The sequence below is a fragment of the Bradyrhizobium sp. ARR65 genome, assembly GCF_000472385.1.
Taxonomy (GTDB): Bacteria; Pseudomonadota; Alphaproteobacteria; order Rhizobiales; family Xanthobacteraceae; genus Bradyrhizobium.
This window is the reverse complement of record NZ_AWZU01000003.1, coordinates 227228-252849: the sequence shown is the minus strand read 5'-3', so window position 1 is coordinate 252849 and position 25622 is coordinate 227228. Positions and strand designations below refer to the sequence as shown.

The 25622-nt window shown below is 62.6% G+C and carries 26 protein-coding genes; 17 read left to right on the top strand and 9 right to left on the bottom strand.

What is annotated here, in order from left to right; all coding sequences use genetic code 11:
• The first annotated feature begins 134 nt into the window (after positions 1 to 134).
• A complete protein-coding gene (locus tag F758_RS0105760) occupies positions 135 to 815 on the top strand; it encodes a class I SAM-dependent methyltransferase (RefSeq protein ID WP_024506967.1) in 681 nt (226 codons plus the stop codon).
• Here F758_RS0105760 and pyrG read toward each other — a convergent pair.
• The 3 genes from pyrG to tpiA all read right to left on the bottom strand — a co-directional run bounded on the left by pyrG (position 778) and on the right by tpiA (position 3857).
• The gene (gene pyrG / locus F758_RS0105755; protein WP_024506966.1) at positions 778 to 2409 is read right to left on the bottom strand and encodes a CTP synthase; all 1632 of its coding nucleotides are present in this window, start codon (positions 2407 to 2409) and stop codon (positions 778 to 780) included. The genes F758_RS0105760 and pyrG overlap by 38 nt on opposite strands.
• Positions 2410 to 2575: 166 nt before the next feature.
• Positions 2576 to 2965, bottom strand: coding sequence for a preprotein translocase subunit SecG (gene secG / locus F758_RS0105750; RefSeq protein WP_024506965.1), 390 nt, complete (start codon positions 2963 to 2965; stop codon positions 2576 to 2578).
• Positions 2966 to 3098: 133 nt separating this feature from the next.
• Positions 3099 to 3857 (bottom strand): triose-phosphate isomerase, encoded by a 759-nt coding sequence (gene tpiA / locus F758_RS0105745; protein WP_024506964.1) that lies wholly within the window; start codon positions 3855 to 3857, stop codon positions 3099 to 3101.
• Between the two features lie 240 nt (positions 3858 to 4097).
• On the opposite strand from tpiA, the gene F758_RS0105740 reads away from it, so the two are divergent.
• The 5 genes from F758_RS0105740 to F758_RS0105720 all read left to right on the top strand — a co-directional run bounded on the left by F758_RS0105740 (position 4098) and on the right by F758_RS0105720 (position 8773).
• Complete coding sequence (locus tag F758_RS0105740) at positions 4098 to 6002, top strand: peptidylprolyl isomerase (protein WP_024506963.1); 1905 nt, start codon at positions 4098 to 4100, stop codon at positions 6000 to 6002.
• Between the two features lie 20 nt (positions 6003 to 6022).
• On the top strand, positions 6023 to 7036 hold the full coding sequence (trpD, locus tag F758_RS0105735) for an anthranilate phosphoribosyltransferase (RefSeq protein WP_024506962.1): 1014 nt from the start codon (positions 6023 to 6025) through the stop codon (positions 7034 to 7036).
• A 15-nt stretch (positions 7037 to 7051) separates the two neighbouring features.
• Positions 7052 to 7846, top strand: a complete 795-nt coding sequence (gene trpC / locus F758_RS43330; RefSeq protein ID WP_035720926.1) for an indole-3-glycerol phosphate synthase TrpC — start codon at positions 7052 to 7054, stop codon at positions 7844 to 7846.
• 20 nt (positions 7847 to 7866) lie between these two features.
• Positions 7867 to 8361 (top strand): cyclic pyranopterin monophosphate synthase MoaC, encoded by a 495-nt coding sequence (gene moaC, locus F758_RS0105725; RefSeq protein WP_024506961.1) that lies wholly within the window; start codon positions 7867 to 7869, stop codon positions 8359 to 8361.
• 106 nt (positions 8362 to 8467) lie between these two features.
• Positions 8468 to 8773 carry a hypothetical protein gene (locus tag F758_RS0105720; protein WP_024506960.1) on the top strand — a complete coding sequence of 102 codons (306 nt, stop codon included), beginning with the start codon at positions 8468 to 8470 and terminating at the stop codon, positions 8771 to 8773.
• A 22-nt stretch (positions 8774 to 8795) separates the two neighbouring features.
• On the opposite strand, the gene F758_RS0105715 is transcribed toward F758_RS0105720, so the two are convergent.
• Complete coding sequence (locus F758_RS0105715) at positions 8796 to 9386, bottom strand: CGNR zinc finger domain-containing protein (RefSeq protein ID WP_024506959.1); 591 nt, start codon at positions 9384 to 9386, stop codon at positions 8796 to 8798.
• Between the two features lie 87 nt (positions 9387 to 9473).
• On the opposite strand from F758_RS0105715, the gene F758_RS0105710 reads away from it, so the two are divergent.
• Entirely contained in the window at positions 9474 to 10730 is a 1257-nt protein-coding gene (locus F758_RS0105710) for an MFS transporter (protein ID WP_024506958.1), read from the top strand.
• Between the two features lie 197 nt (positions 10731 to 10927).
• On the opposite strand, the gene F758_RS0105700 is transcribed toward F758_RS0105710, so the two are convergent.
• Positions 10928 to 12259, bottom strand: a complete 1332-nt coding sequence (locus F758_RS0105700; RefSeq protein WP_024506957.1) for a S41 family peptidase — start codon at positions 12257 to 12259, stop codon at positions 10928 to 10930.
• 97 nt (positions 12260 to 12356) lie between these two features.
• Positions 12357 to 13577, bottom strand: coding sequence for an NADH:flavin oxidoreductase/NADH oxidase (locus F758_RS0105695; RefSeq protein WP_245286424.1), 1221 nt, complete (start codon positions 13575 to 13577; stop codon positions 12357 to 12359).
• Between the two features lie 110 nt (positions 13578 to 13687).
• Here F758_RS0105695 and F758_RS0105690 point away from each other — a divergent pair, with 110 nt between their 5' ends.
• Together F758_RS0105690 and F758_RS0105685 are read left to right on the top strand one after the other, a co-directional pair.
• The gene (locus F758_RS0105690; RefSeq protein WP_024506955.1) at positions 13688 to 14824 is read left to right on the top strand and encodes an alpha-hydroxy acid oxidase; all 1137 of its coding nucleotides are present in this window, start codon (positions 13688 to 13690) and stop codon (positions 14822 to 14824) included.
• 45 nt (positions 14825 to 14869) lie between these two features.
• Positions 14870 to 15499: an HAD-IA family hydrolase gene (locus F758_RS0105685; protein ID WP_024506954.1), complete on the top strand. Its 630-nt coding sequence runs from the start codon at positions 14870 to 14872 to the stop codon at positions 15497 to 15499.
• 795 nt (positions 15500 to 16294) lie between these two features.
• Here F758_RS0105685 and F758_RS46320 read toward each other — a convergent pair.
• Together F758_RS46320 and F758_RS0105675 are read right to left on the bottom strand one after the other, a co-directional pair.
• Complete coding sequence (locus F758_RS46320; RefSeq protein WP_051386693.1) at positions 16295 to 16870, bottom strand: hypothetical protein; 576 nt, start codon at positions 16868 to 16870, stop codon at positions 16295 to 16297.
• A 300-nt stretch (positions 16871 to 17170) separates the two neighbouring features.
• Complete coding sequence (locus F758_RS0105675) at positions 17171 to 17521, bottom strand: DUF6665 family protein (RefSeq protein WP_024506952.1); 351 nt, start codon at positions 17519 to 17521, stop codon at positions 17171 to 17173.
• A gap of 189 nt (positions 17522 to 17710) precedes the next feature.
• Between F758_RS0105675 and F758_RS51570 the strand changes: the two genes are divergently transcribed.
• The 8 genes from F758_RS51570 (at position 17711) to F758_RS43320 (ending at position 25054) form a co-directional block, all read left to right on the top strand.
• Positions 17711 to 18007, top strand: coding sequence for a hypothetical protein (locus F758_RS51570; protein WP_084305124.1), 297 nt, complete (start codon positions 17711 to 17713; stop codon positions 18005 to 18007).
• 757 nt (positions 18008 to 18764) lie between these two features.
• Positions 18765 to 18950, top strand: a complete 186-nt coding sequence (locus F758_RS0105665) for a hypothetical protein (protein WP_024506951.1) — start codon at positions 18765 to 18767, stop codon at positions 18948 to 18950.
• Positions 18951 to 20033: 1083 nt separating this feature from the next.
• Positions 20034 to 20243, top strand: a complete 210-nt coding sequence (locus tag F758_RS0105655) for a hypothetical protein (protein WP_024506950.1) — start codon at positions 20034 to 20036, stop codon at positions 20241 to 20243.
• A 292-nt stretch (positions 20244 to 20535) separates the two neighbouring features.
• Positions 20536 to 21090: an HdeD family acid-resistance protein gene (locus F758_RS0105650; RefSeq protein WP_024506949.1), complete on the top strand. Its 555-nt coding sequence runs from the start codon at positions 20536 to 20538 to the stop codon at positions 21088 to 21090.
• 654 nt (positions 21091 to 21744) lie between these two features.
• Positions 21745 to 22956 (top strand): molybdopterin molybdotransferase MoeA, encoded by a 1212-nt coding sequence (locus tag F758_RS0105645; protein ID WP_024506948.1) that lies wholly within the window; start codon positions 21745 to 21747, stop codon positions 22954 to 22956.
• 317 nt (positions 22957 to 23273) lie between these two features.
• On the top strand, positions 23274 to 23966 hold the full coding sequence (gene lexA / locus F758_RS0105640; protein WP_024506947.1) for a transcriptional repressor LexA: 693 nt from the start codon (positions 23274 to 23276) through the stop codon (positions 23964 to 23966).
• A 296-nt stretch (positions 23967 to 24262) separates the two neighbouring features.
• The gene (locus F758_RS0105635) at positions 24263 to 24685 is read left to right on the top strand and encodes a hypothetical protein (RefSeq protein ID WP_024506946.1); all 423 of its coding nucleotides are present in this window, start codon (positions 24263 to 24265) and stop codon (positions 24683 to 24685) included.
• A gap of 105 nt (positions 24686 to 24790) precedes the next feature.
• A complete protein-coding gene (locus tag F758_RS43320; protein ID WP_024506945.1) occupies positions 24791 to 25054 on the top strand; it encodes a hypothetical protein in 264 nt (87 codons plus the stop codon).
• On the opposite strand, the gene F758_RS0105625 is transcribed toward F758_RS43320, so the two are convergent.
• Positions 25055 to 25552: a GDSL-type esterase/lipase family protein gene (locus tag F758_RS0105625; protein WP_024506944.1), complete on the bottom strand. Its 498-nt coding sequence runs from the start codon at positions 25550 to 25552 to the stop codon at positions 25055 to 25057.
• Positions 25553 to 25622: the final 70 nt, after the last annotated feature.

Here is a 25622-nt window from a genome sequence, read left to right as displayed (position 1 = left end):
CACGCCTGCATGCAAGAGCCAGTTCGATGTCATGTGCGCTCGCCGCGAGCGCGCAATGCTGGCGCAACGCACGCCGAAGAGATTTGGGCTCCATCTCGACCAGGATTCGAGAGCAGACGACTGCCGGAGTTTCCATGTCCTGCGATTTCTTCTCGTTCTTCCTTGCCTGGCTGTCGGCCCCTCGCCGGGTCGGCGCAATCGCCCCCTCCGGCACGGCGCTCGCCGAGCTCATTACCCGCGAAATCACGGCCGCGAGCGGCCCGATTCTGGAATTGGGACCGGGCACAGGCGTTTTCACGTATCAACTGTTGAAGCGCGGCATTCGGCAGCAGGATTTGACGCTCGTCGAATATGGCTCCGACTTCATGCGCCTCCTGCAACTGCGCTTTCCCGGAGCACGCGTGCTGTGGATGGATGCGGCGCGGCTCGCGGACGAGCCGCTGTTCGATGGCGCGCCGGTCGGTGCGGTCGTCAGCGGTCTGCCGCTCCTCAACATGTCGACCCGCAAGGTCATGTCGATCATTGGCGGCGCGTTCAGTTATCTGCGTCCCGGCGGAGCGTTCTACCAGTTCACCTACGGCATGACTTGCCCGGTGCCGAGACCCGTTCTCGACCGGCTCGGGCTTCGCGCGAAGCTGGTCGATCGCGCAATGTTCAACGTCCCGCCCGCCGCGGTCTACCGATTGACCAGACGGCCGCAATGCAAGCTCGTGGCGCAAAACGGCGAGGTGCCACGACGTACCGTCCTCACGAGCAGTCCAAGCTCTGGTCCAGAGATTACACAAGCCGGCTCTGCACGACGGCCGCTTGGATGAAGGACGCAAATAGCGGATGCGGTTCGAACGGCCGCGATTTCAGCTCGGGATGGAATTGCACGCCGACGAACCAGGGATGGTCCTCATACTCGACGATCTCCGGTAGTACGCCGTCGGGCGAGAGGCCAGAGAATTTCAACCCGTGCTGCTCCAGCCGGTCCTTGTAGGCCATGTTCACTTCATAGCGGTGGCGATGCCGCTCGGAAATCTCGGTCGCCCCGCCATAGACCTCAGATACCCGGCTGCCGCGCTTGAGCACCGCGGGATAGGCCCCTAGCCGCATGGTGCCGCCGAGGTCGCCATTCTTGGCCCGCTTTTCCAGTTCGTTGCCGCGCAGCCACTCCGTCATCAGGCCGACCAGCGGCTCGGGCGTCGGCCCGAATTCGGTGGAATTGGCCTTCTCGATGCCGACCAGATTGCGCGCGGCCTCGATCACGGCCATCTGCATGCCGAAGCAAATGCCGAAATAGGGCACGTCGCGCTCGCGCGCGAATTGCGCGGCCTTGATCTTGCCTTCCGCGCCACGCTGGCCGAAGCCGCCGGGGACCAGGATGCCGTTGACATGCTCGAGAAACGGCGCCGGATCCTCGTTCTCGAACACCTCGCTCTCGATCCAGTCGAGATTGACCTTGACCTTGTTGGCGATGCCGCCGTGCGACAGCGCCTCGATCAGGGACTTATAGGCATCTTTCATCCCGGTATATTTGCCGACGATCGCGATGGTGACATCGCCTTCCGGATTGCGGACGCGCTCGTTGATGGTGTGCCAGCTCTGCAGCGCCGGCGGAATGCGCGACTCGATGCCGAACGCGGCCAGCACTTCGTCGTCGAGACCAGCAGCGTGATAGGCCTCAGGCACCGCATAGATATTGTCGACGTCGCGCGCCTCGATCACGGCGCTCTCGCGCACATTGCAGAACAGGCCAAGCTTGCGCCGCTCCTCCTTGGGGATCGGCCGATCGGTGCGGCACAACAGGATGTCCGGCTGGATGCCGATCGAGCGCAATTCCTTGACTGAATGCTGCGTCGGTTTGGTCTTCAGTTCGCCGGCGCTCGGGATATAGGGCAGCAGCGTCAGGTGAATGTAGACGGCGTGGTCGCGCGGCAATTCGTTCTTGAGTTGCCGGATCGCCTCGAAGAACGGCAGGCCTTCGATGTCACCGACCGTGCCGCCGATCTCGACCAGCACGAAGTCGTAGCCCTCGTTGCCGTCGAGAATGAATTCCTTGATCGCATTGGTGACGTGCGGCACCACCTGGATGGTAGCGCCGAGATAATCGCCGCGCCGCTCCTTGGTGAGGATGTCCTGGTAGATGCGCCCGGTGGTGATGTTGTCAGCCTTGGTGGCCGGGCGTCCCGTGAAACGCTCATAATGGCCGAGATCGAGATCGGTCTCGGCCCCGTCATCGGTCACGAACACTTCGCCGTGCTGATACGGCGACATCGTTCCGGGATCGAGATTGAGATAGGGATCGAGCTTGCGAAGCCGGACCTTGTAGCCCCGCGCCTGTAACAGCGCACCCAGTGCTGCTGAAGCAAGCCCCTTGCCGAGCGAGGAGACCACGCCGCCGGTGATGAAAATGTACCGCGCCATGGGACTTAACCTTTAACGCCGTTGGCGCGATTCGCCAAAACGAATCGCGCGCCGCGGCCAAACTTCGGCGCGGCTGTGGGTGACTGAAAAAAGAGAGTGCTGCCAGTACCTTGATGGTGATTTCTGATGCAGGATGCCAGCCGTCCTCCTGCATGGCCACTCTGCTTTATTGTGACTGCGGAGCCTGCGGCGCCGCGGGTGCCTGTTTCTGCTGCTGTTCGTCCGCCTTCTTGAGCGTATCCAGCACGCCACCGCTGGTCGGCGGCGCCACCGGCGCTGCTCCGCCAGGCTGCGACTGCGAGGCGGGTTGGGCGCCGAGGATCGAGGTCGGCTTACGATCGAGGCTGGCGATCCAAGACAACAGCAGGCTGGTCGCGAAGAACCCCACCGCCAACACCGCCGTCGTGCGGGTCAACAGATTTGCGGTCCCGCGACTGGACATGAAACCGGCCCCGCCGCCCATGCCGAGTCCGCCGCCTTCGGATTTCTGCAGCAACACCGCGCCGATCAGCACGATGACGATCATGAGATGAATGACAATAACGACAGTCTGCATCTTAACCTTCCGTCACAAGCCGAGCCCGCCCGGCGCGGGCTCTCGGACGGCGGCTTGCGGGGTTCATGAAGTTGCGCGCGTGTTACACGAAAGGGCAGCGCAAAGCCACCCCCGACATCACTCACCCCTTTAGCTAAGGACAGGCGTTCGCGATCGCAAGGAAATCGGCCGCTTTCAGGCTGGCGCCACCCACCAGCGCACCCTCGACATTGGCAACCGCCATCAGTTCGGCCGCATTCGAGGGCTTGACCGAGCCGCCATAGAGGATCCGCATCCGCGCCCCCTCCCCGTTGAACCGCCCGGTCAGAAAATCCCGAATAAATCCATGAATTTGCTCGACATCTACTGCCGTCGGGGTGCGGCCGGTGCCGATCGCCCAGACCGGCTCATAGGCGACCACCAGATTATCGGCTCGCGAGGCGTCCGGCAGCGACTGGCTGAGCTGCCCGCGGAGGACATCCAGCGTCTGCCCGGCGTCCCGCTGCGCCTCCGTCTCCCCGATGCAGACGATGGCCACGAGCCCTGCGCGCCACACCGCCTCGGCCTTCTGCCGGATCAACAGATCGCTTTCGCCATGATCGGCCCGCCTTTCAGAGTGGCCGACAATGATCGCGCTGGCGCCAGCATCGGCCAGCATTTCGGCGGAGATGTCGCCGGTATGGGCGCCCGACGGCTTGGGGTGACAATCCTGCGCGCCAACCCCCAATCCCGTCGCGGCACGGGCCTTCTCCGCAAAAGCTGCGATCAGGGTCGCAGGAGGGCAGACCAGCAGATCGGCCTTCGAGGCGACCCCTGCAGCGCCTGCCAGCATTGCCTCGAACTCCCCAATCGAAGCTTTCAAGCCATTCATTTTCCAGTTGCCGGCGATCAGCGGGCGGACGGCGTCGGTCATGGCGTTTTTCCAGTGAAAGATAACTTCCCATGCGCTAGCAAAGCGCGGCCCTCACTTCCAGATTGGACGCAAGGCTTTTAACCGCTTCTTGCGGTCGTTAGCGACAGCAGGTAGGCCTCCGCTCAAGGTTGCGGGGGCCCCGCTGCCTCTTTATGATGCGTAATCAATTCGGTGACGCCCGTTTTGCAGCATCCGCCATAAGCGGGGTGTACCGGTTCCCCTCAGGACAAGTTGGATCCCATGCTTCGAGGAATGCGCAAAGCCTCATCCAATTGGCTCGGCAAAATCATTATGGCCGGTGCCATGGGCGCGTTGATCGTCAGTTTCGGTATCTGGGGCATTGCCGACATCTTCAGGGGCTTTGGCCAGTCGACGCTGGCGACCGTTGGTCATACCGAGATTTCCATCAACGAGTTCCGCCAGCTCTATATGGACAAGCTTCAGCAGCTTGGCCGCCAGTTCGGCCGTCCGCTGACCCCCGAACAGGCACGTGCTTTCGGCCTCGACCGCCAGCTCCTGGAGCAGACGATCGCGGAGGCCGCGCTGGATGAGGAGGCGCGCCGGCTCGGACTGGGACAATCCGACGCCGAGACCATGCGGGTGATCTTCACCGATCCGAACTTTAAGGGCGTAGGCGGCGCCTTCGACCCGCAACGCTTCCAGGCAATCATCCGCCAGTTCGGCTTTACCGAGGCCCGCTATATCGCCGACCAGAAGAAGGTTTCGCTGCGCCGCCAGATCGCAGGCACGCTATCGGCCGGGCTGGAGCCGTCGAAAACGCTGATGGAAGCGTTGATGCATTATCAGGACGAGCAGCGCTCCATCGAATACGTCAAACTGAATGCCACGCAGGCCGGCACGATCGACCCGCCCTCGCCCGAGACGCTCGCCGGTTATTTCGACGAGCACAAGGCGCAGTTCCGTGCGCCCGAGTACCGCAAGATCGCTTTCGTCGTGCTGACACCGGAGGAGATCGGCAAGTGGTCTGAAGTCTCCGACGACGATGCCAGGAAGCTCTACGAGCAGCGCAAGGAGAGGCTTGGCACGCCGGAAAAGCGCGAGGTCTCGCAGATCGTGTTTCCGAACATGGAAGAAGCGACGGCCGCGCGCGCACGTATCACGTCGGGCCTGTCGTTCGACGATCTCGCCAAAGAGCGTAAGCTGAGCTCCGCCGACGTCGATCTCGGCGTGGTGAGCAAATCCGGCATTCTCGATCCCGCATTTGCGGACGCCGCGTTTTCGCTGCCTTCGGGCGAAGTGAGCCAGCCGGTGCAGGGGCGGTTCGGCGTTGCGCTGCTCAAAGTCGGCAAGATCCAGCCGGCAGTGGAGCCGAGCTATGAGAGTGTTGCGCCAGACCTGAAGAAGGAGATCGCCATCGAGCGCGCCCGCGACAAGGTCGCAAGCTTGCGCGACAAGATGGAGGACGAGCGCGGCGGCGGCGCCAGCGTCCTGGAAGCGGCACAGAAACTCGGGCTCGCCGCCACCACGATCGACGCCGTCGATCGCTCGGGTCACCTGCCCGACGGGCAGCCGGCCAATATTCCGCCCGGCCTCGACGTGGTTGCGCAAGCCTTCAACAGCGATGTCGGGGTCGACAACGAACCGATCTCCTACCGGGGCGGCTATGTCTGGTACGACGTGCTGGGCGTCACTCCGCCGCGCGACCGGACGCTTGACGAGGTAAAGGATCAGGTCGCGGCGCACTGGCGCGAGGATCAGATCGCCAGCCGCCTGCGCGACAAAGCCACGCAGATCGTACAAAACCTCGGCCAGAGCGGCAGCTTCGCCGATCAGGCGGCGAGCATCGGGGCAAAAGTCGAGACCACCGCGGGATTGAAGCGCGATGGCTCGGGATCCGGCCTGCCCGCCAACGTCGTTGCAGCCGTCTTCCGCACGGCCAAAGACGCTGCAGGCCAGGCCGACGGCCAGACCGATACCGAGAGGTTCGTGTTCCGCGTCACCGATATCACAGTGCCGCCGGTTGATCTCGCTTCTGACGCAGCCAAGAAGCTGAAAGAGAGCCTGCAGGGCGCGTTGAGCAACGAGGAACTCGCGCAATACGTCGCCAAGCTGGAAAAGAATATCGGCACATCGATCAATGAGGAAGCCTTCGCGCAGATTACGGGCGGCGGCAGCAGCAACTGAGCAGTGTTCGAAAGTACGCGATGGACGACCTCAAATCGATTATTGCCAAAGTCGCCACCGGCGCCACGCTGAGCCGTGAGGAAGCGGCTTCCGCCTTCGACAGCATGATGTCGGGCGAGGCGACGCCCTCGCAAATGGGCGGGCTCTTGATGGCGCTGCGGGTGCGCGGCGAGACCGTTGAGGAGATCACCGGCGCAGTCTCGGCGATGCGCAACAAGATGCTGCGGGTGACAGCGCCCGCCGATGCCGTTGATATCGTCGGTACCGGCGGCGACGGCTCCGGCTCTGTCAATGTGTCCACTTGCGCCGCCTTCATCGTCGCCGGCGCGGGCATCCCGGTAGCAAAACATGGCAACCGCGCGCTGTCGTCGCGCTCCGGCGCCGCCGACGTGCTGGCTTCGCTTGGGGTCAAGATCGACCTCAAGCCGGAAGAGGTCGGACGTTGCGTGAGCGAGGCCGGCATCGGTTTTATGTTCGCCCCTGCGCACCACCCCGCCATGAAGAACGTCGGCCCGACCCGGGTCGAGCTTGCCACCCGCACGATCTTCAATCTCCTGGGGCCGCTCTCCAACCCGGCCGGCGTCAAGCGGCAGATGGTCGGCGTGTTCTCGCGGCAATGGGTGCAGCCTTTGGCGCAGGTCTTGAAGAATCTCGGCTCGGAATCGGTATGGGTCGTGCACGGCTCCGACGGGCTCGACGAGATCACCCTCACCGGCCCGACATTCGTCGCGGCGCTGGAAAAGGGGGAGATCCGCACCTTCGAGGTGACCCCGGAGCAGGCCGGCCTTCCCCGCTGCGGCCATGACGGATTGAAGGGCGGCGACGCCGAGGCCAATGCGATCGCCCTGCAAAGCGTGCTCGACGGCATGCCAAGCCCATATCGCGATGTCGCGGTTTTGAATGCCGCGGCGGCGTTGGTGGTCGCCGGTCATGCCAAGGATTTGAAGGAGGGCGTCGCAATCGGGCAAAAATCGATTGATAGCGGTGCCGCGGCCGCGCGCTTGAAACACCTGGTCGCGGTCTCCAACGGTTAAGAGCCGAGACGACCGATGTCCGACATTCTGACGAAGATCGAGGCCTACAAGCGCGAAGAGATCGCGGCCGCCAAGCGCGCCCTGCCGCTGGGAGATGTGGAAGCACTTGCAAGAAGCGCCCCGGCGCCTCGCGGATTCGTCAGCGCCATCCGCAGAAAGCACGCTGCGGGAGATTATGCGCTGATCGCCGAGATCAAGAAGGCGTCACCTTCCAAAGGGCTCATCCGCGCCGACTTCGATCCGCCTTCGCTCGCAAAGGCTTATGAAGCGGGTGGTGCAGCCTGCCTGTCGGTGCTGACGGATACGCCCTCCTTCCAGGGGCATCTCGACTTCATGGTGGCGGCCCGCGCGGCAACCAGCCTGCCGGTGCTGCGCAAGGATTTCATGTTCGACACCTACCAGGTCGCAGAAGCCCGTGCACATGGCGCCGACTGCATCCTGATCATCATGGCCGCACTCAGCGACGGAGCGGCCAGGGACATCGAGGACGCGGCCTTGGCCCACGGCATGGATGTGCTGATCGAAATCCACGATCGCTCCGAGCTCAAGCGCGCCCTCGAACTGCGCTCGCCGATGATCGGCATCAACAACCGGAATCTCCGCACCTTCGAGACGACGCTTTCGACCAGCGAAACGCTCGCGCCGCTCGTTCCCAAAGATCGCCTGATCGTCGGTGAAAGCGGCATCTTCGTCCCAGCCGATCTGGCGAGGCTTTCACGCGTGGGCATCTCCACTTTCCTGGTCGGCGAGAGCCTGATGCGCCAGGCCGACGTCGCCGCGGCGACCCGCGCACTGCTGGCGCGCGATTAGAGCTGCAGCGGAACACGACGATGGCACACAAGGCATCCGATCCGCCTGCCCTCACCCACATCGACCCCGCCGGCGAGGCGCGCATGGTCGATGTATCGGACAAGCCGGCCACCGAACGCATTGCGGTCGCCGAAGGTCGTGTCGTCATGAGCAAGGCGACGCTGGATTTGATCGTTTCGGGCAATGCCAAGAAGGGCGATGTGCTGGGAACGGCTCGCATCGCCGGCATCATGGCCGCCAAGCGCACCTCCGATCTGATCCCGCTGTGTCATCCACTGGCGCTGTCCAAGGTCACCGTGGATATCACGCCGGACGCCACTCTACCCGGCTGTATCGTCAGCGCGATTGTCAAGGTCACGGGGCCCACCGGCGTCGAGATGGAGGCGCTGACCGCGGTGTCGGTCGCATGTCTCGCGATCTATGACATGATCAAAGCCGTCGAGCGCGGTGTGCGCATCGAGGACATTCATCTCGTCGAAAAGAAGGGCGGCAAGTCCGGTCACTACAGGGCCTGACACTTGCCGCGTCATCACGGCGGAGTGATCGCCATCACCGGGAAGAGCCCGGCTACGCCGGTGTTAAACTGTGCGCATCCGCATCGCCCCAACGCGGAGACCGCCGATGTCGCTGTGCAGGCTTCTCGCCATTGTAACCATTCCGGCTGCCGCAATCGCGACGCCGGCGGCGGCACAACAAGTGATGTCGGAACCGGCCTATTGCGCGTTCTTCTATCCAAACGCCAATTGCCAAAACAAGGGGCCGGGCAATCCCTATACCGATCCCAATTACCGGCGCAACGGCGGGCAGAGTTCGGGGCTTTGGCCCAGCGAAACGACGGTCGGCATCGCGCCAAGGCGGATACAGCGTTCGAACAACGGTGGCGCAGATGGAATGAGAACACGCCACCGGAGCGGCGCGACTCGATGAGTCCGCTGCGCTGTTCGTGCACTCACTCCCCGGCACGCTGACGTTCCCGATAGGCCCTGGCCTTGCTGCGGTTGCCGCATAAGGTCGACATGCACCAGCGCCGCGTCGCCGGCTTGGATCGGTCGAAGAAGACCCGCCGGCATTCTTCGGCCGCGCATATCTTCAGCCGGTCCAGTGATCCATTGCGCGCGCCATCGTAAAGTTCGGCAACAACAGCCGATAGTCCCGCCAGCGCATCGGCGCGGGCTGGCTGCAATCTTGCCCCTGCTTGGCCGCCGAATTCGGCAAGCAGCGGGAATGCGGCCAATCTCTCGTTCAATGCACGGGTCACGCTGCTTTGCCGGCGGCCGGCGGGATCGTGCTGCAGATACTCACGCGTGGCCGCGCGAAGCTTAAGCGCGGCCTCCAGCATTGCTGGCGCGACCTTCGCACCAGCGCGCAACAGCCCACGTTCCGCCATCCACGCCGCGAGGTCCTGCGCAGTTTTCAGCTCGTCATTCTGCAGGTGCGGCACGCCGTGATGCGTGAAATGCCGCACATCCAGCGTGTTTGCGAAATCGTAAACATTCGCCAGTGCGTCGGGAACCTTGAACTTTCGTGACTGCTTCGACATTCAACACCATTAAAACATTTTTGCTGGTTTACGCAACCAACACCAGTATAATACGTTTGCTGGTGTCTATCAGGAAGGGAGGCTGTGATGCTGGAACGGGCAGCGTGGTTCCGACCCCGTATCTTTTACGGCTGGTTCGTCGTTGCAGCCGCGTTTGCCGTCACCTTCATCGGCTTCGGTTGCGCCTACACATTCAGCGCTTTTCTCGAACAGCTCGAGCACGACTTCGGCGCCTCCCGCGGCTCGGTATCGCTGGTGTTCTCGCTCGCCGGTTTTCTTTATTTCGGGCTCGGCATTGTGAGCGGGCCACTGGCCGATCGCTTCGGCTCGCGCCCGCTAGCGATTGCGGGCATGGTTCTGATCGGCCTCGGGCTTGCGCTCGCAAGCGCGGCGCAAAGTCTTGCGGAGGTCTACGCCGCCTACGGGCTCGGCGTCGGACTTGGGGTTGGCTGCGCCTATGTGCCGGCAATCGGCGCTGTGCAGCGCTGGTTCGTTCGGCGTCGCGGCTTCGCCTCAGGCCTCGCGGTGAGCGGAATCGGTGTCGGCACGCTTGCGATGCCGCCGCTTGCCTCGCTGTTGATCGCAGGCATCGGCTGGCGCGGCGCCTATCTTGCGCTCGGCCTGTTGGCGCTCGTGCTCGGTAGCGCAATGGCGCTGTTGCTCGAGAACGATCCGCAACGCCGCGGCCTCCACCCTGACGGCGATGATTTGCCGATGCAGGCGGAGCGCTCGCCGGCCGCTGGCGCCGCCGTTGGCGAGGCGATCCGCTCGCCTCGCTTTGTCAGTCTCTACGCGGCCTGCCTGATCTGCTCGTTCGGCGTATTCGTTCCGTTTGTCCACCTCGTGCCGTTTGCGCGCGATCACGGAATTACGGCTTCGTCGGCGGCATTGCTGCTGAGCGTAATCGGCGTCGGGAGCACCGCCGGGCGCTTCCTGCTCGGCGGCCTCGCCGACCGGATGGGTCGCGAACGGTCGCTGCTGCTGATGTTCACTGGCATGGCCGTGGCCTTGGTGATTTGGGCCGCATCAAGCGATGTTGGGGCGTTGGCAGCTTTCGCATTCGTCTATGGCGTGTTTTACGGTGGATGGGTCGCCGTGCTCCCCGCCGTCGTGATGGATTATTTCGGCGGCCGCAATGTCAGCGGCATCATCGGCGTGCTCTATACGAGCGTCGCGTTCGGCACCTTGATCGGCCCAAGTGCGGCCGGATTCGCGTTCGACCTCAGCCACAGTTACGAGCTGCCCATCATCGCGAGCGCCGCGACCAACATCGTTGCCGCCGCCATCGTGGCTCTCACCTCAAGGTCGGCGGAGCGCAGGGCAAAGCCGCTCGTCCAACAGTGAGGTGCAAGGTCGTAGCGCGATGTTTACTGCGAATTAACTCCAATTGCTAACGGCGCCTCCATATCGGTGTCGACGGACAGGTGCGGCTGGCCGCCTCGCGCGCGCTCACGAATTTCCCGATCGTCATCGCCGCGGTCGCATGGCAAGGGCGGCCCAAGGCCGCCCTGCTCTAGCAGATTCCGTTCACGCCTGCCGGATCAGTTCGGCACCGCCTGCTTTGGCGCCAGCGGCACGCCTGCGTTGACGGTGGTGCCGCGCAACAGGTTGTAGGCGGCATGCAGGGCCTTGTCGTCCTTCTCATCCGGCGGCACGTAGGACTGCGAGCCGGCCTGCTCCTTGCCTTCGGCCGACAGGTGCCCGCGCATCGAAGCTTCGCCCTTGGTGTCCGCGCGGCCCTTCAGATCATCCGGCACGTCCTGCAGAATTTCGATGTCGGGCGTGATGCCCTGGGCCTGGATCGAGTGGCCCGACGGCGTGAAGTAGCGCGCGGTGGTCAGCGCCAGCGCGCCATTACCGGCGCCGAGCGGAATGATGGTCTGCACCGAGCCCTTGCCGAAGGAACGCGTACCGATAAGGGTCGCGCGCTTGTGGTCGTGCAGCGCGCCGGCGACGATTTCCGACGCCGAAGCCGAGCCGCCGTTGATCAACACCACCACCGGCTTGCCTTTGGTGAGATCGCCGCCGCGCGCGGTGAAGCGCTGGGTTTCTTCCGGGTTACGGCCACGGGTCGAAACCACTTCGCCTCGCGGCAGGAACGAGCCCGACACCGAGACCGCCTGATCGAGCAGGCCGCCCGGATTGTTCCGCAGGTCCACCACAAAGCCGGCGAGCTTCTCCTGCGGGATCTGCTTTTCGATATCGGAGATCGCCTTGTGCAGGCCGTCGGTGGTCTGCTCGTTGAATGAGGTGACGCGAATGTAGCCGATGTCGCCACCCTCGGTGTGATAGCGCACCGGCTTCACCCGAATGATCTCACGGGTGATCGACACGTCGAATGGCTGATCCTTGCCTTTGCGGACAATGGTGAGCTTGGTCTTGGTATCGGCCGCGCCCTTCATCTTGTTGACGGCCTGCTCGAGGGTCAGGCCCTGCACCGCCTCACCGTCGATCTGAGTGATCAGATCGCCCGACATGATGCCGGCCTTCGCGGCCGGCGTGTCGTCGATCGGCGCAACCACCTTGACCAGACCATCCTCCATGGTGACCTCGATGCCGAGGCCGCCGAACTCACCCGACGTGGTCTCCTGCATTTCGCGCCAGGCCTTGTCGTTCATGTAGCGCGAATGCGGATCAAGCGAGGTGACCATGCCGTTGATCGCGCCCTCGATCAGCTTGGAGTCGTCGGGCTTCTCGACATAGTCGGCCTTAACGCGCTCGAAGACCTCGCCGAACAGATTGAGCTGCGAATAGGTGTCAGCGCCCGCGGCGGTGGCTCTGGCGATCAGGTGCGAGCTTTGCGGCCCGGTCACCAGAAGGGTCAGGCAAGCACCTGTCAGGGAACCCATTACAAAGAGCCAATTCTTTCGCATCGCTGCCGCTGCCTTCCGCGCTGTTGGTGATTTCGCGCCCGCCTGACCCGGTCAGGTATGATTGAAGCGCTAAGCTCACAATACCTTTCTGGTTTCTTCAAGGCCGACTGGCCAATCCGACCTGCCAGGTCGACGGTTTCGTACCAAAACCGCGCTTGGCGCGGGTCGAAAGCCAATAGCCAAACTGCGGCGGTACATTTCGGAACGCGCCATCCGCGCCTAATTTCAAGGCAGCGTCCATCGGCCAATTGGGATTATTCAGGATTTCGCGGCCAATGGCGATCAAATCCGCTTGTCCATTCTGTAAGATTTGCTCGGCCTGATCACCATGTATGATGAGGCCGACCGCCATGGTCATGATATCCGCCTGGCGCCGGACATGGTCCGCCAGCGGCACCTGGTAGTTGTATTTGATCTCGCTCCCCAAAATCGGCGCAAGGTCGGTGATTCCGCCGGAGGAGCAGTCGATCACGTCGACTCCCTTGGTTTTGAGAATCCTGGCGAGCCGGACGCTCTGCTCCGGACCCCAGCCGGCGTGGTCCTCCACGGACAACCGCACGAACAAGGGCTTGCTGGCAGGCCAATGCGCACGGACGGCTTCCGTTACCTCAATCAGGAAGCGCATCCGATTCGCTTCCGAGCCGCCATATTCGTCGCCGCGCTGGTTGGAACGCTCGGACAGAAACTCATGGACCAGGTAGCCGTGGGCGCCATGCAGTTCCAGCACCTCGAACCCGGCCTCTTGCGCGCGGCGCGCCGCCTCGCCCCAGGCCTGCACGAGCTCCTTCACCTCCGCTCGCTCCAGCGCCTTGGGCACCGGCCATTTCTCGCTGTGGGCAATCGCGCTGGGCGCGACCGGTGTCCACGCCTCCCAATCCTCGATCTGCGGCGTGCGCGGCAACGGACCCCCGCCTTCCCAGGGGCGGTAAGCGCGCGCCTTGCGGCCGGAGTGGCCGAGCTGGATCCCGGGCACCGCGTTCTGTTGCTTGATGAAATTCACCAGCCGCCGCAGCGGCTCGATGAACGTATCATCCCAGATGCCGAGGTCGCCGATGGTGCCGCAGCCCCGCCGCTCGACCTTGGTCGATTCCACGATCACCAGACCGGCGCCGCCGGCGGCGAATTTGCCGGCATTCATCAGGTGCCAGTCGGTCGGAAAACCATTCACCGCGGAATATTGATGCATCGGCGGCACCACCACCCGGTTGCGTAAGCTCACGTCGCGAAGCGACAGCGGCGTAAACAGGAGCGGCCCGATCATGGTGATGTCCTTGCTGGTTTCCTCAAACCCTAAACTCTTGTTCGCGTCTACCTGCACAACCTACGTCCGGCTTTGCGAGCAAGCCATGCAATTTTGGGATGGCATGAAGCCCTCGGAAGCGATACCCGAAAGGTCCAAACAAGCATCACATTCCCGGGAGGACTTTCATGAACGACGCGACCCCGATCCGGCCAAACCGGAACGTCGAGCTTGGCGCCAGCAACGAACCCTTCCAGAACCTGCATGAGTTCGTCCGCAAGGCGCGCGCCAACCTCAACCAGAACGCCTGGGATTACATCGTCGGGGCCGCGGAGACAGAAACCACGATGCGCCGCAACCGTATGGCGCTGGACGAGATCGCGTTCCGGCCGCGCGTGCTGCGCGATGTTTCCAAAGTAGACCCGTCCGTCGAACGATTTGGCCGCAAGCTGCGCCTGCCGGTCATGATGGCACCGGTCGGTGCGCTGGAGATTTTCGAGCCGGTCGCGGCGGCGGCCGCGGTGACGCGCGCGGTCGGCAAATTCGGCGCCGCCCATATGCTGAGCTCGGTTTCCGAGCCTGGGCTCGAGAAGGTCGCCGAAGCCGCGCCCGACGCACTGCGCATCTATCAGCTCTATGTGCGCGGCGATGATGCCTTTGTCGAAGACTGCGTGAGCCGGGCGATTGCGAACGGTTACACCGCGTTCTGCCTGACCGTCGACACCGCCCATTACAGCCGGCGCGAACGCGACATCGCCAAGCGCTACGTCCGCGAAAGCCGCCTGCGGGCGACGGGCGGCGACTATCAGAAGTCGCTGAGCTGGCGCACGGTCAAGCTGATCAAGGACAAGTACAAGATTCCGCTGATCATCAAGGGCATCGCCACCGCAGAAGACACCGCCATCGCGCTCGATCACGGCGTCGACTGGATCTACGTTTCCAATCATGGTGGACGACAGCTTGATCATGGGCGCGGCGCGATGCATGTGCTGCCCGAGATCGTCGATGCCGTGAAAGGCCGGGCCAAGATCATGGTCGACGGCGGCTTCTGCCGCGGCTCCGACGTGGTGAAGGCGATCGCGCTGGGCGCCGACATCATCGGAATCGGCCGCCTGCAATGCTGGGCGCTGGCTGCGGCCGGCGAGACCGGAGTGCTGCGCATGCTGGAACTCTTGGAAGACGAAGTGATCCGCACCCTCGGGCTGCTCGGCGTCACCTCTTTCGCCGAGCTCAACAAATCCTATGTCTATCCGGCAACCGCCACCAACGCGCCGAGCGTGTTCAGCGCATTCCCTTTGCTCGACATCGAACCGTATCGGTACTGAGCTATAGGGGCGGAGCATTCTCAACTGGCAGCCTCAGACGACATCATGACCTCCGCCCTCCTCTCGCCTGGCGCGGCCGACGCGCTCCTATTCGATCTCGGCCGCGTCGTGATCAACATCGATTTCGAGAAGGCGCTGGCCTGTTGGGCCGGCCACGCCGGCTGCACGCCGGCCGACATCGCCGCGCGCTTCGTGCGCGACGACGCCTATCGCCATCACGAGGTCGGCAAGATCAGTGATGCCGCCTATTTCGAGAGCCTGCGTGCTTCGCTCGGCATTCCTCTTTCCGATGACCAGTTTCTGGAGGGCTGGAACGCCATCTTCGCCGGCGAAATGCCTGACATCGACGCCCTGCTCGCGCGCGCCGCCAAGCATCTGCCGCTCTATGCGTTCTCCAACACCAATGCGGCGCATGTCGCGCATTTTCCGAGCGTCTATGCCGACGTCCTGGCGCATTTCCGCGAGGTGTTTTTCTCGTCTAGCATTGGCCTGCGCAAGCCGGATGCCGCCGCCTACCAGCACGTGATCAACGCAATCGGCGTGCCCGCCTCGCGCATCGTGTTCTTCGACGATCTCGCCGAGAACATCGAGGGCGCACGAGCGGTGGGGATCCATGCGGTGCATGTGAAATCAACTGCCGATATCGCCGAGGCGCTTGCCGCGCTGGGGATTTGAGGCGGCCCTCTGTTCGGTCATTCCGGGGCGCCTCGAAGAGGCGAACTATGGTGCGCAATTGCGCACCTGAGACTCTCGACGGTGCCCGCACACGTGAATCCATATCCTCGCGGCGCGATGCGTCCGAGTTTTGCATCTTGTAGCCCCTCCATCGTAAGCAGAGGGCGCAGGAAAGGCCGGGTGGCCGCTGCACCCGGGGCCCCCGCGCAACGAATTGCGCGAGGAGCGCGTTGACCACAGGTACAGGCGGAGACACTTCCGGCCTTTCCTGCGCGAGTGGTTTACGGCTTACTTCGAGCTCTCCCCGGTGAACCAGCGTTTGCCACCGTCATCCGTGCATCAAGCACGAACTTGGCGCCTGCATGGGCGCGCCAGGACCACACGACTTCGCCGTCCGCGAAAGAATGCCGCTCGTCTCTCGGCACCGTCGCGTCCACCGCATCCCGCCTCGCGTGTCGTGACGATCGCGATACGCCCCTTGCTCCGCAACCGAGGCGGGATGACGCAATGAAGCATCAATTTCTGAAAAAACGAAAGAGAAATATTTTCGCGCTAACGACTGGACGACCCAAATCGGCTTGAAATGGCTCGCGAAATTGGTTTTTGCGCGCAGGCGATTTCGAACCACGAAGCGTTTGCGAACAGGCCAGAGCCGACAAATTGCATCGATCCGTCCGGCGGGCGACTCTGTTGCTCCGATCGCATTTGGAAGGCGCCGGCAGTCGGCTCTCGGCGGAACACCAGGCATCGGCCGGCGCAAATCGGAACAACGCGGGCAAACCTGCGGTCGGCCGTTTAGGACGTGGGTTTTCGGGAGCGTTCGTGTTGCATTCTATCCTTCCGACCCACCGGTCCCAGCAGGGCCGCGAGCAGCAAAAGAACCGGGCAAGTCAGCCACAGGTAGAAACCTGACTCAAAGCCGCAGACGGCGTTGCCAGCGACGTCATTGGGTAAATAGGTCAACGCCACCGATGTAGGAGCGAGCACCGCAGCCAGTATTGCGAATGCCGATTTGAGGGATCTCCTCAGCGGCAACGCGGAGATAAGCATCAGCGGGTTGGCGAACCACCCAAACTGCCCGATAAGTATCCCCAATGGTCCCATTACGAGAAAGAACCATCCCGGCGCTTCATCTGGATTTGCACAATCAATATTCTTGAACGCATCTTTGCTTATCGAAACTGCCGGCGAGAACAGACAGGAGATGAAGAGGACAAGCGCCCCAATGTAAATGAGCCGCATCATTTGCCTGCGGCGAGCAAGTGAAAACATGGCTAGAGGAATCCTTCGCAAGACGGCGTAATCCGACCTGAGTATCCGTTCTTGGAAAGCGCACAGCACTTCCTGGCTCTCTTTAGCCCATGCATTCATCGATTCGGTATCCTAATACGCACTCTCGCTCTGGTTGTCTCTCATCCCTGAGGAATTTGCGCGAGCCAGGCGTCTCGCAGAATGAGGCCGGCATATGGGGCTCATGGTTCTCCCGGGCGTGCGCAGCATCGTCCGGAAACGGGCGCATTCGCGCCTTCTCACCACGACGGTTTATCGAGGCAGTGAGACTATCCATTGCGGCGTCGGTTCTATCGGGAGGATAGCGGACGCGACCGAGCATGCTCCCAAGCGTGGGTTTTGACCCCTTTGAATCTCGATGGGGGCGTGATGCTCAGTGAGTCATGTTACGGTACGCATCGATGTGGCGGGAGTCGCTCCCATGCACTGCTGCACCTCGCCCGGCACGTGATAGTCGCGCATGACCGTGCGGCTGTCGCGCAGCCCACACGCCTCTCGCTGCACCACAAACATCCAGAGTGCGTGGCCGGCCTCTCTCACCAGGGTGCGTCGCGCCTGCTGCACTGACGCGGTTGCGTCCGAGCGACAATGGGCGGCATCGAATTCCCGCAGCCTGGCGAGAGCTCGTTCCAGCGCTCGCCCCAACCGTCCAAGCGCAGCGGCCTTCTCCTCCGCGATCTCATAATCGAGAACGTCGACGGGAACGCGATGAAGTCGAAAATCGCGAGACATCGGTGATGTATAACGCCACGTGGGTCGCATGCGCAATGATGCGCCCTGCTCCGGCATCTTCTGCCTTATCGTGGGGCGAAAGTGCCTACAGAGCTGCGCAATCACATACACGCTCAAAAAGATTTTAGAATGCGTTGGCCGTGCAGATTGGGCGTTGTCCTCTATCTGAAGGCGGAGAAAGGACCAACCATGATGACGATCAAACCGGTGATTGCCGTGCTCGTGGCTGTAGGGCTGGCGGGCGCGCCCTTTGCTGCGGAAGCGAAGAAGCACAGCCAAATCAGGCGCCACCCTATTCCGATAGCGCAATCCGAAACCTATGGGATATCTGGAATATCGGCGACGCAACCCCGAGCCTATGGGAGTTCAGGGAGTTCGGTTGGAACTGTCACCGCTCCATCGATCGGATCGTACTCTTGGCCGTCGGTCGGCGTGACCAACTCAGTTCCCACCTGGAGCAACACGAACCCTCCCGCTCGCAGGTAAAGGGAACGCAACCACGGCTCACGGCCATCCCGCAGGGTCCGGGTTGCCAATGCGATCCGGCCTCGGGACTGGCGACGTGGCGTCCGTTGCTGAACGACGTACGACAAAGTCATTGCCAGGCGCCGCCCCGGGCGCTCGCAAGCAGCATCTGCGCCGCATTGAAGCCGGGTCGATATCAATTCGTACGTCGGACCTCATGATGCGCTGACCCGCGCACATGAAGGCTGCGCCTCAATCGCATTCGTGCGACTCCGTTTGGAGTCAGTACGTGCTGATCAACAACAACCCGCTCATAGGTCAGCACTGCTGCGTTTTTCGAATCAGCTCAAGATGATTGCCTGCATCAAATATTTTAGGAGTTCGTTATGGTGGTCCGAATTTCCTTTGGACTTTTGATCGCAACGAGCTTGGCGCTGACGGGCTATTTCGGTGCGGCAGCCTGGCGTCTGACCAGCGACCAACAACTCGAGAGCGTCGGATCGAAAGTACCTTTCGAGTTCGTCCGTTCGCGCCGGCCATGATACGCGGCATCAGCAATGCTTTGCTAGCATTGGTGCTCGCGTCACTGATCGACAAGTATTTATACGACGGGCGCTATACCGATGCCGCACTTTCGATACTGAGCCAAGTCCGGCATTCATTAGGATTGTGAGGGCGCCGCGGCGCCATTCATCAATTAGAAACCATGAAAAATAATCTCCAAACTTTCGGGAAACCGAGGGCGCCTCTCCGAGTCGAATGAGCGGAGGGCCGCGGAATGACTGACCCGGGTTTCTTGAGTGAGCAGCGAGTCCGTATTGACCGCTATCGGGCTTTGGAGCGCGAGGTGACCGATCCGCTCGCCGCGCGTTTGCTGCACGACATTGTCCTAGAGCTTGAAGCGGATGCTCAGCGTTCCGGCCTCAATGCTCCTCACCAGGAGGCCCCCAAACGCGGCGCGTGATCTGACGCGAGACTCGGGAACGTTCTACGCTCACAACGGGCGTAACGATTGGGACAGCGCCACTTCCATCCGGTCGCGTTCCATCTTGTCGCCCCGCCGCCGTTTGAAAAAGGGTGAGACGAGCCGCCGGAGCTGCGAAACCCTCCCTGGAGAGCCATGTGATGGGAGACATTGGATATCATGCATCACGTTTACCTTGCCATCACCTTCACTGGAGTGGTCGTGCTTGTCTTTGCCTCCCTCCTCGCCCTGGAGAGGCTGATAGGCTGACCTGGCCCATGGACGCAGTCGTTACGCTTTTCTTTGCTACCTGAGGTAGCCGGCCACCAGCCAAGTAAGGGTTCATTTACCTACAAGCCCAATGATTTACCCGTCGTTTAGGAGGTTTCCACCATGCGTGCGGAGCCGCGGGATTTCCCATCCGCGACACCAACGGGTCCTGCTGAACAGATTCCTCACCAGGAAGCACGGGACGATCAGTCCCAGATCCATCTACTTGCCGGCGACCGTATCGCTGCCGCCGATTCAATCCCCTCAGGTCCGGACGGACCGGCAATTGATTTTGCCTGGGTCCCAGGGCTTGGTTTCAGGCAGATCTCAAAACTCAAGGAGATCCTAAGCGGGCTCCACAACCGGATTGCGACCCGGTGGGATTGGGTGACGGTACGCCCGTCCTTGATCGGAAGCGCCCTCCTCGCTGCGTTTGGCCTCGGCTGGGCCTGCGCATCAATCCTCAATTGGAGCCTCGATGCGAGCCTGGCCGCGCCGGACCAGAAAGATACGAGCTTCGCCTCGCTTGACCAGGAAGCGGACGCGTCACCTCGGCGGCTCGGCTCCGAACGAGAGAATGTCCGGCATCATCACCATCGTATTGCAACAACGGCCACCGTCCCTCCAGCAGCGCCTACCGAGTCAGACAAACCAAAGCTCCCAGCATCAGTCGCAAGCGCGCGCGCAAGCCCTTCGGCCGCGGTTCAGATGCGCGCCGAACCGCAAAGTTCGGTTTCCCAGGGCACGAGGGAGCGACCATCTCCGGTTCGAGCGTTGCCGGGCTCGAGCGATTTAAATCCGCCTCGGCGGCTTGTGCCGTTCCCCGAGTCGAAACCGACCACCATCGCCGGGTGGAGCGTCCGCGAAGTCCATGGCGAGAACGCGGTGCTGGCCGGCCCCGACCGCGTCTGGACCGTGCGAACGGGAGATATCGTGCCAGGGGTAGGCCGGATCGATACGATCGTACGATGGGGCAATCGTTGGATCGTCGCGACCACCGCGGGACTTATTTCGACCGAATAGTCTCGCGCCCAGGGCGCGCATACGCCTCTCCCAGACTTTCTCCAGAAGATCGCGCCAAATGGTCCCGAGAGCGCCACTCTTGCCGATCCGCTATTCGCAGAGATGATGGTGCCGACGCACCGCCGTCGCGGTATTATGCCCTACCGGGCCTTGGACGATCGATGGCGGCCTGTTGACGCCGACGCTGAAGAACAAGCGCGTCCATCGAGGGCCGGTTCGCGGCAGACGTCGAAAAGCTCTGCTCGCGCCGGCCGTCACTTTGAAGGGAGCAACGAGATAGGGGAGCGACGAGATGAGCGATGCTCAGGGTTTCCAGATCGAGGTGCCTCAGGAAATAGTCCAATACTGGGGCTGGTTCTTGGCTTTCGGCATCGGGCTCGTCGTGCTCGGCATCGCCGCGATCGCCCGATCGTTCAGGGCGACGATCGTGACCATGCTGTTTTTTGGATGGCTGCTGATCATCGCCTCCGGACTGGAGATTGTGCAATCCTTGATGGTGGGGCACTGGGCAGCCTTCTTTCACCACTTGTTCGCTGCCGTCCTGTTCGGCGTCGCAGGCATCTTGCTGATCACCAAGCCCATCATGAGCGCCGAGACATTGACGCTGTTCATGGGCCTGTTCTTTCTGATCGGCGGCATCTTCCAATTCGTGACGGCGCTGGTGCTCGGGTCGGCCGGCTGGGAGTGGCAGGCCCTTGATGGAGGCATCACCTTCGTGCTCGGCATGCTCGTCGTGTCGCAGTGGCCGATCTCGGGGCTTTGGGCCATCGGCCTTTTCCTCGGCATCGATCTGGTCTTCTACGGCGCCGCATGGATCGCTGTCGCGTTGAGCTTGCGCGCGGCTTGAGCGATCGATGTCCGTTGCAGGTGTGGCTTTGGCGAGCGCTGCGAGCAGTCGCTGACGTGAGCTCCCCAATTGCGCCAACGCCGCCTTAGCGGAATATCTTCGCTAAGGCGGCGTCGGCTATTGCGCTGGGCACTAAAATTCCCAGCCATTGGAAATACTGCACTACCACGCTGCACGCATTCAATGTTCCATACCTCCACACCGGAATGATACGGAAAAGTCATACCGATCGCGTTCCCACTGATATCGCGGACACAAGCACCCGATCCCATCAGAATTGTTGTCTCGGGTTGGGAACCGCCCGGACGGTTTCGGCGTTTTGCTCTGCGTGCCGTGCCAGCCCACGGCTCAAGCGTCCGGAAGGCCCTGACACCTGCAAGGCGTCGGGGCCTTTTTCTTCTTGGCTCAGCTTACGCCTCTTATTCGGTCAGCTTACGTATTCGGTCAGCTTACGCACTGGCCAGCCGCATCATAGATCCTGCACCGATGCTCTTGTTTCGCGGAGCGCGAGCTCATGCACGAGGTGCAATCGCTCCGGCGAATTGCATGCGCAGGCGAAGCAAACTCGCGCCGCCTTTGCCTCGCCGCGCGCTCTCGGGTAGAAGCGACGCGCCGATCCCCAAATGCGATCGTAGAAAATCTGGAGTTTTGCCCGTGGCCCTGATGCCGGTTGCCGACGCACTCGCCGCGATCCTCGATGGCGCCAAGCCCTTGCCGGAGGAATCCACCGCATTGGATCTGGCCTACCACCGCACGCTGGCGCGCGATGTCGTGGCGCTGCGTACGCAGCCGCCGCAGGCGATGTCGGCGATGGACGGCTACGCCGTGCGCGCGGCCGATGCCGCTGAGGTCAACGCAAAGCTCAAGGTGATCGGCGAGGTCGCCGCGGGCCGGCCGTTCGACCGCGCCCTCGGCAAAGGCGAAGCCGCGCGCATTTTCACCGGCGGCGTCATCCCCGAAGGCGCTGATGCCGTGGTGATCCAGGAAGATACGGTTGCCAAGGGCGGCTCCATCACGATCAAGGAAGCCGCGATCCTCGGCCGGCATATCCGCCCCGCCGGCGTCGATTTTCGCCAAGGCGACGTCCTGCTCGAGGCCGGAAGCCGCCTGACCGATCGCGATCTCTCGCTCGCCGCCAGCATGAATTATCCGGAACTGCCCGTGCGCGGCCGGCCCAAGGTCGCCTTGCTCGCCACCGGCGACGAATTGGTGATGCCCGGCACCGAGCCAGGTCCGGGTCAGATCGTCTACTCCAATGGCTACGCGCTGCGCGCGCTGATGCGCAGCGAGGGCGCCGAGGTGGTCGATCTCGGCGTCGCCGCCGACACCATGGACGCCACCGTCGCCGGCATCCGCCGCGCCCGCGATCTGGGCGCCGACATCCTGGTCACCACCGGCGGCGCGTCGGTCGGCGACCACGATCTCGTCAAGAAAGCGCTGGAGGCCGAGCGGGTCAGCATCGCGTTCTGGCAGATCGCCATGCGGCCCGGCAAACCGATGATGCATGGCAGGCTTGGTGCCATGCGTGTCGTCGGCGTCCCCGGCAATCCCGTCTCGTCCTATGTCTGCACCCTGCTGTTCGTGGTGCCGCTGATCCGCGCGCTGTCCGGCCGCAAGACCATCCATCACGCCCGCGAGGCGGCCCTGCTCGGCCGCGACGTCGGGACCAATGACGTGCGCGAGGATTACTTGCGCGCAACGCTCGAGGACCGCGCCGAGGGCGCCCCGATCGCAACGCCGGTCACGCGGCAGGACTCCTCGCTGCTCAACTATCTCTCTCGCGCCCGGGCACTGGTGATCCGCCCGCCCTTTGCGCCGGCGGCGAAGGCCGGCTCGCCTTGCGAGATCCTGCGGCTGCCGGAATAGCTGCGCTCGATTACTTGCACGTCGCTCCGGGACGATGCGAAGCCTCGAACCTGGAATGATGGCGCATGTGGCCGGCGCGATTCGTGCGAGATCGGCGACATCCGCCCGCGCATCGCGTCTTGCGAGCACGCATGCGAGCGGACTAAGGTTCCGCCCGCGCATTTCGCGCCAACTAATCGCGTTCACCGGAAATTAAGTGGTTGCGGAACACTTATCGAACATATAGTGTCCGTTCATGATTTGTTTCGACGATCTAGGGGGAGCCGACGGCTCCGATATCCCGGAATCGAACGACATCAACCTGGGGATTGGTCGCGATGCTTACGCGCAAACAGTATGAACTTCTGCGTTTCATCAACGAGCGGCTGAAAGAGGCCGGCGTTCCGCCCTCCTTCGACGAGATGAAGGATGCGCTCGATTTGCGCTCGAAGTCGGGAATCCACCGCCTCATCACCGCACTGGAAGAGCGCGGCTTCATTCGTCGCCTGCCGAACCGCGCCCGCGCCATCGAGGTGATCAAGCTGCCCGAACTGTCGCCGGCGACCTCCGGCCGCCGCGGCTTTACGCCCAGCGTCATCGAAGGCAATCTCGGCAAGGGACGCGGCGCAGCCGCCGATGATGGCGAGCGTCCCGTGGCCGTTCCGGTGATGGGCCGCATCGCGGCCGGCACGCCGATCGAGGCGCTGCAGACCCGCAGCCACACGATCAGCGTGCCGCCGGATATGCTCGGCTCGGGCGAGCATTATGCGCTGGAGGTGCGCGGCGACTCCATGGTGGATGCCGGCATTCTCGATGGCGACATGGCGCTGATCCAGCGCAATGAGACCGCCGATACCGGCGACATCGTGGTCGCGCTGATCGACGACGAGGAAGCGACCTTGAAGCGTTTCCGCCGCCGCGGCGCCTCGATCGCGCTGGAACCCGCAAACACCGCCTACGAGGTGCGTATCCTGCCGCCGAACCGCGTCAAGATTCAGGGCAAGCTGGTCGGCCTCTATCGGAAGTACTAGACTATCTGCGCGCGCCTGACGCGACGTGAGGCGCGCGACTGCGATGGCGTCGGCACTGCCGGATGCCGATTCCGGCAGCGTTAGAATTTATGCCCCGCCAGTGATGGATGCGATGCACACGTCAAGCGCTGACGCTCAAAGGAAATGCACGCAGTCAAACGGATGTGATCGCACTTGACGATTGCGGGCCGCATAATCGCCCACAAGCCCTCTGAGACTGGAGGGCTCGTCCACTCTGATAGAGGCCTGCGCCTCGAAAGAGCGCGGGTTGACTATCTCAAGCGAGGAGCAATCCGATGTGTGACTATAGCCTGCATGCCGTGGCGTCACGTCCCGCTCAAGTTGGCGAAACGCTGATCACCACGACATTCCGCGGCACCTCGACCCGCGGTTTTGCATCAGAGAGCGATCCGACGGTCGCGGTCTGCATGCTGCCTGGCACCGAGCTCGCCTTCGCCGACAACGTTCGCTATGACAATCGATGGATCTGGACGCGGACCGTCAACTTCCGTGTCGGAAAATTCAACACCATCGATACGCACATTCCCGATCGTCATCACGATGCGATCGAATTTCCGGATGGCAGCCACGTGCTGGTGACCCTGCTCTGCGAGGGCCAGCGGGTAACGGTGCTGCAGTTGCCGGTGACGCACCCTGTCGGCACGCCCGCGCACACCGCGGAGACGACGCCTGGGACGCGGCGGTTGCCGGTCGGCTGAGACAGTCAGCGCAATCGATGGTTCCGCCGGTTTTTGCCGGCGGTGCCGCGCGCGACTTAAACGTGGTTTTTGAGTAGTTTGTAAGCGCGTCCTTGGAGCTGACCTGTGGTCAACAAGATCACGTGGCAGAAGGCCGGGCGAGTGGTGAAGCCCGGCCGCTATATGTTTACGTTTGGCTGGCTCACGGTGACGGCCGAAGATATCGGCATCTGGCAGCAGTTTCCGAACGCGGCGTTTACGCTGGTCAAGCTGCCGGGCAGCGGCGACGGCATCGCCGAAGAATTTCACCTGGGCGCCTTCGATATCGCTCAAGATGACATGCGCCGAGAGCCGGCTGCGGCCGGCTCTCAAAGCGGAGAAATCGTTTAGCTACTTCCGCAATGCGCTGGCGACGGGGCCAGCGAGCTGTTGCGCGAGCATGTGGTAGCCTTCCGCGGTCAGGTGCATTCCATCGGCTTGGTGCGGTTTGCCCCTGAACATTCCGTTTGGCAGCATGACAACCCTGACTCCCATCGCCATTAGCCGACGTTGCAACTCGGCGGTGTAGTTGGGCGCCCCCTTTCTCAGATCATTTCCGCCGGGCTGAAGAATCACGACCTTGGTCCCCTTCGGAACTGCGCTTTCAAGCCGAGCCATCATACCGCCGGTCGTATCACCGCTGACGCCTGCGTTGATGACATTGACGTCCAAGCCTTGCGCACGAAGCAGCGTCTCAAGCTGCGCCGGGTATGCCTGGTCAGCCGAGACGCCCTTGCCGGCCGTGTTGCTGGCGCCGAGGGCGACGACAGTCGCGGCATGCGCCGCGCCAAGTTGAAAGAGAACCGCCAACGTAACAAGTGGAAGAGGCAGCCTGGATTTCTCGCTCATCTTCAGATCCTGAAATTGATTCTACAGCAATAGCTCGGGGCATCAGTATCCCAGATGTCGAGCGTCAAGC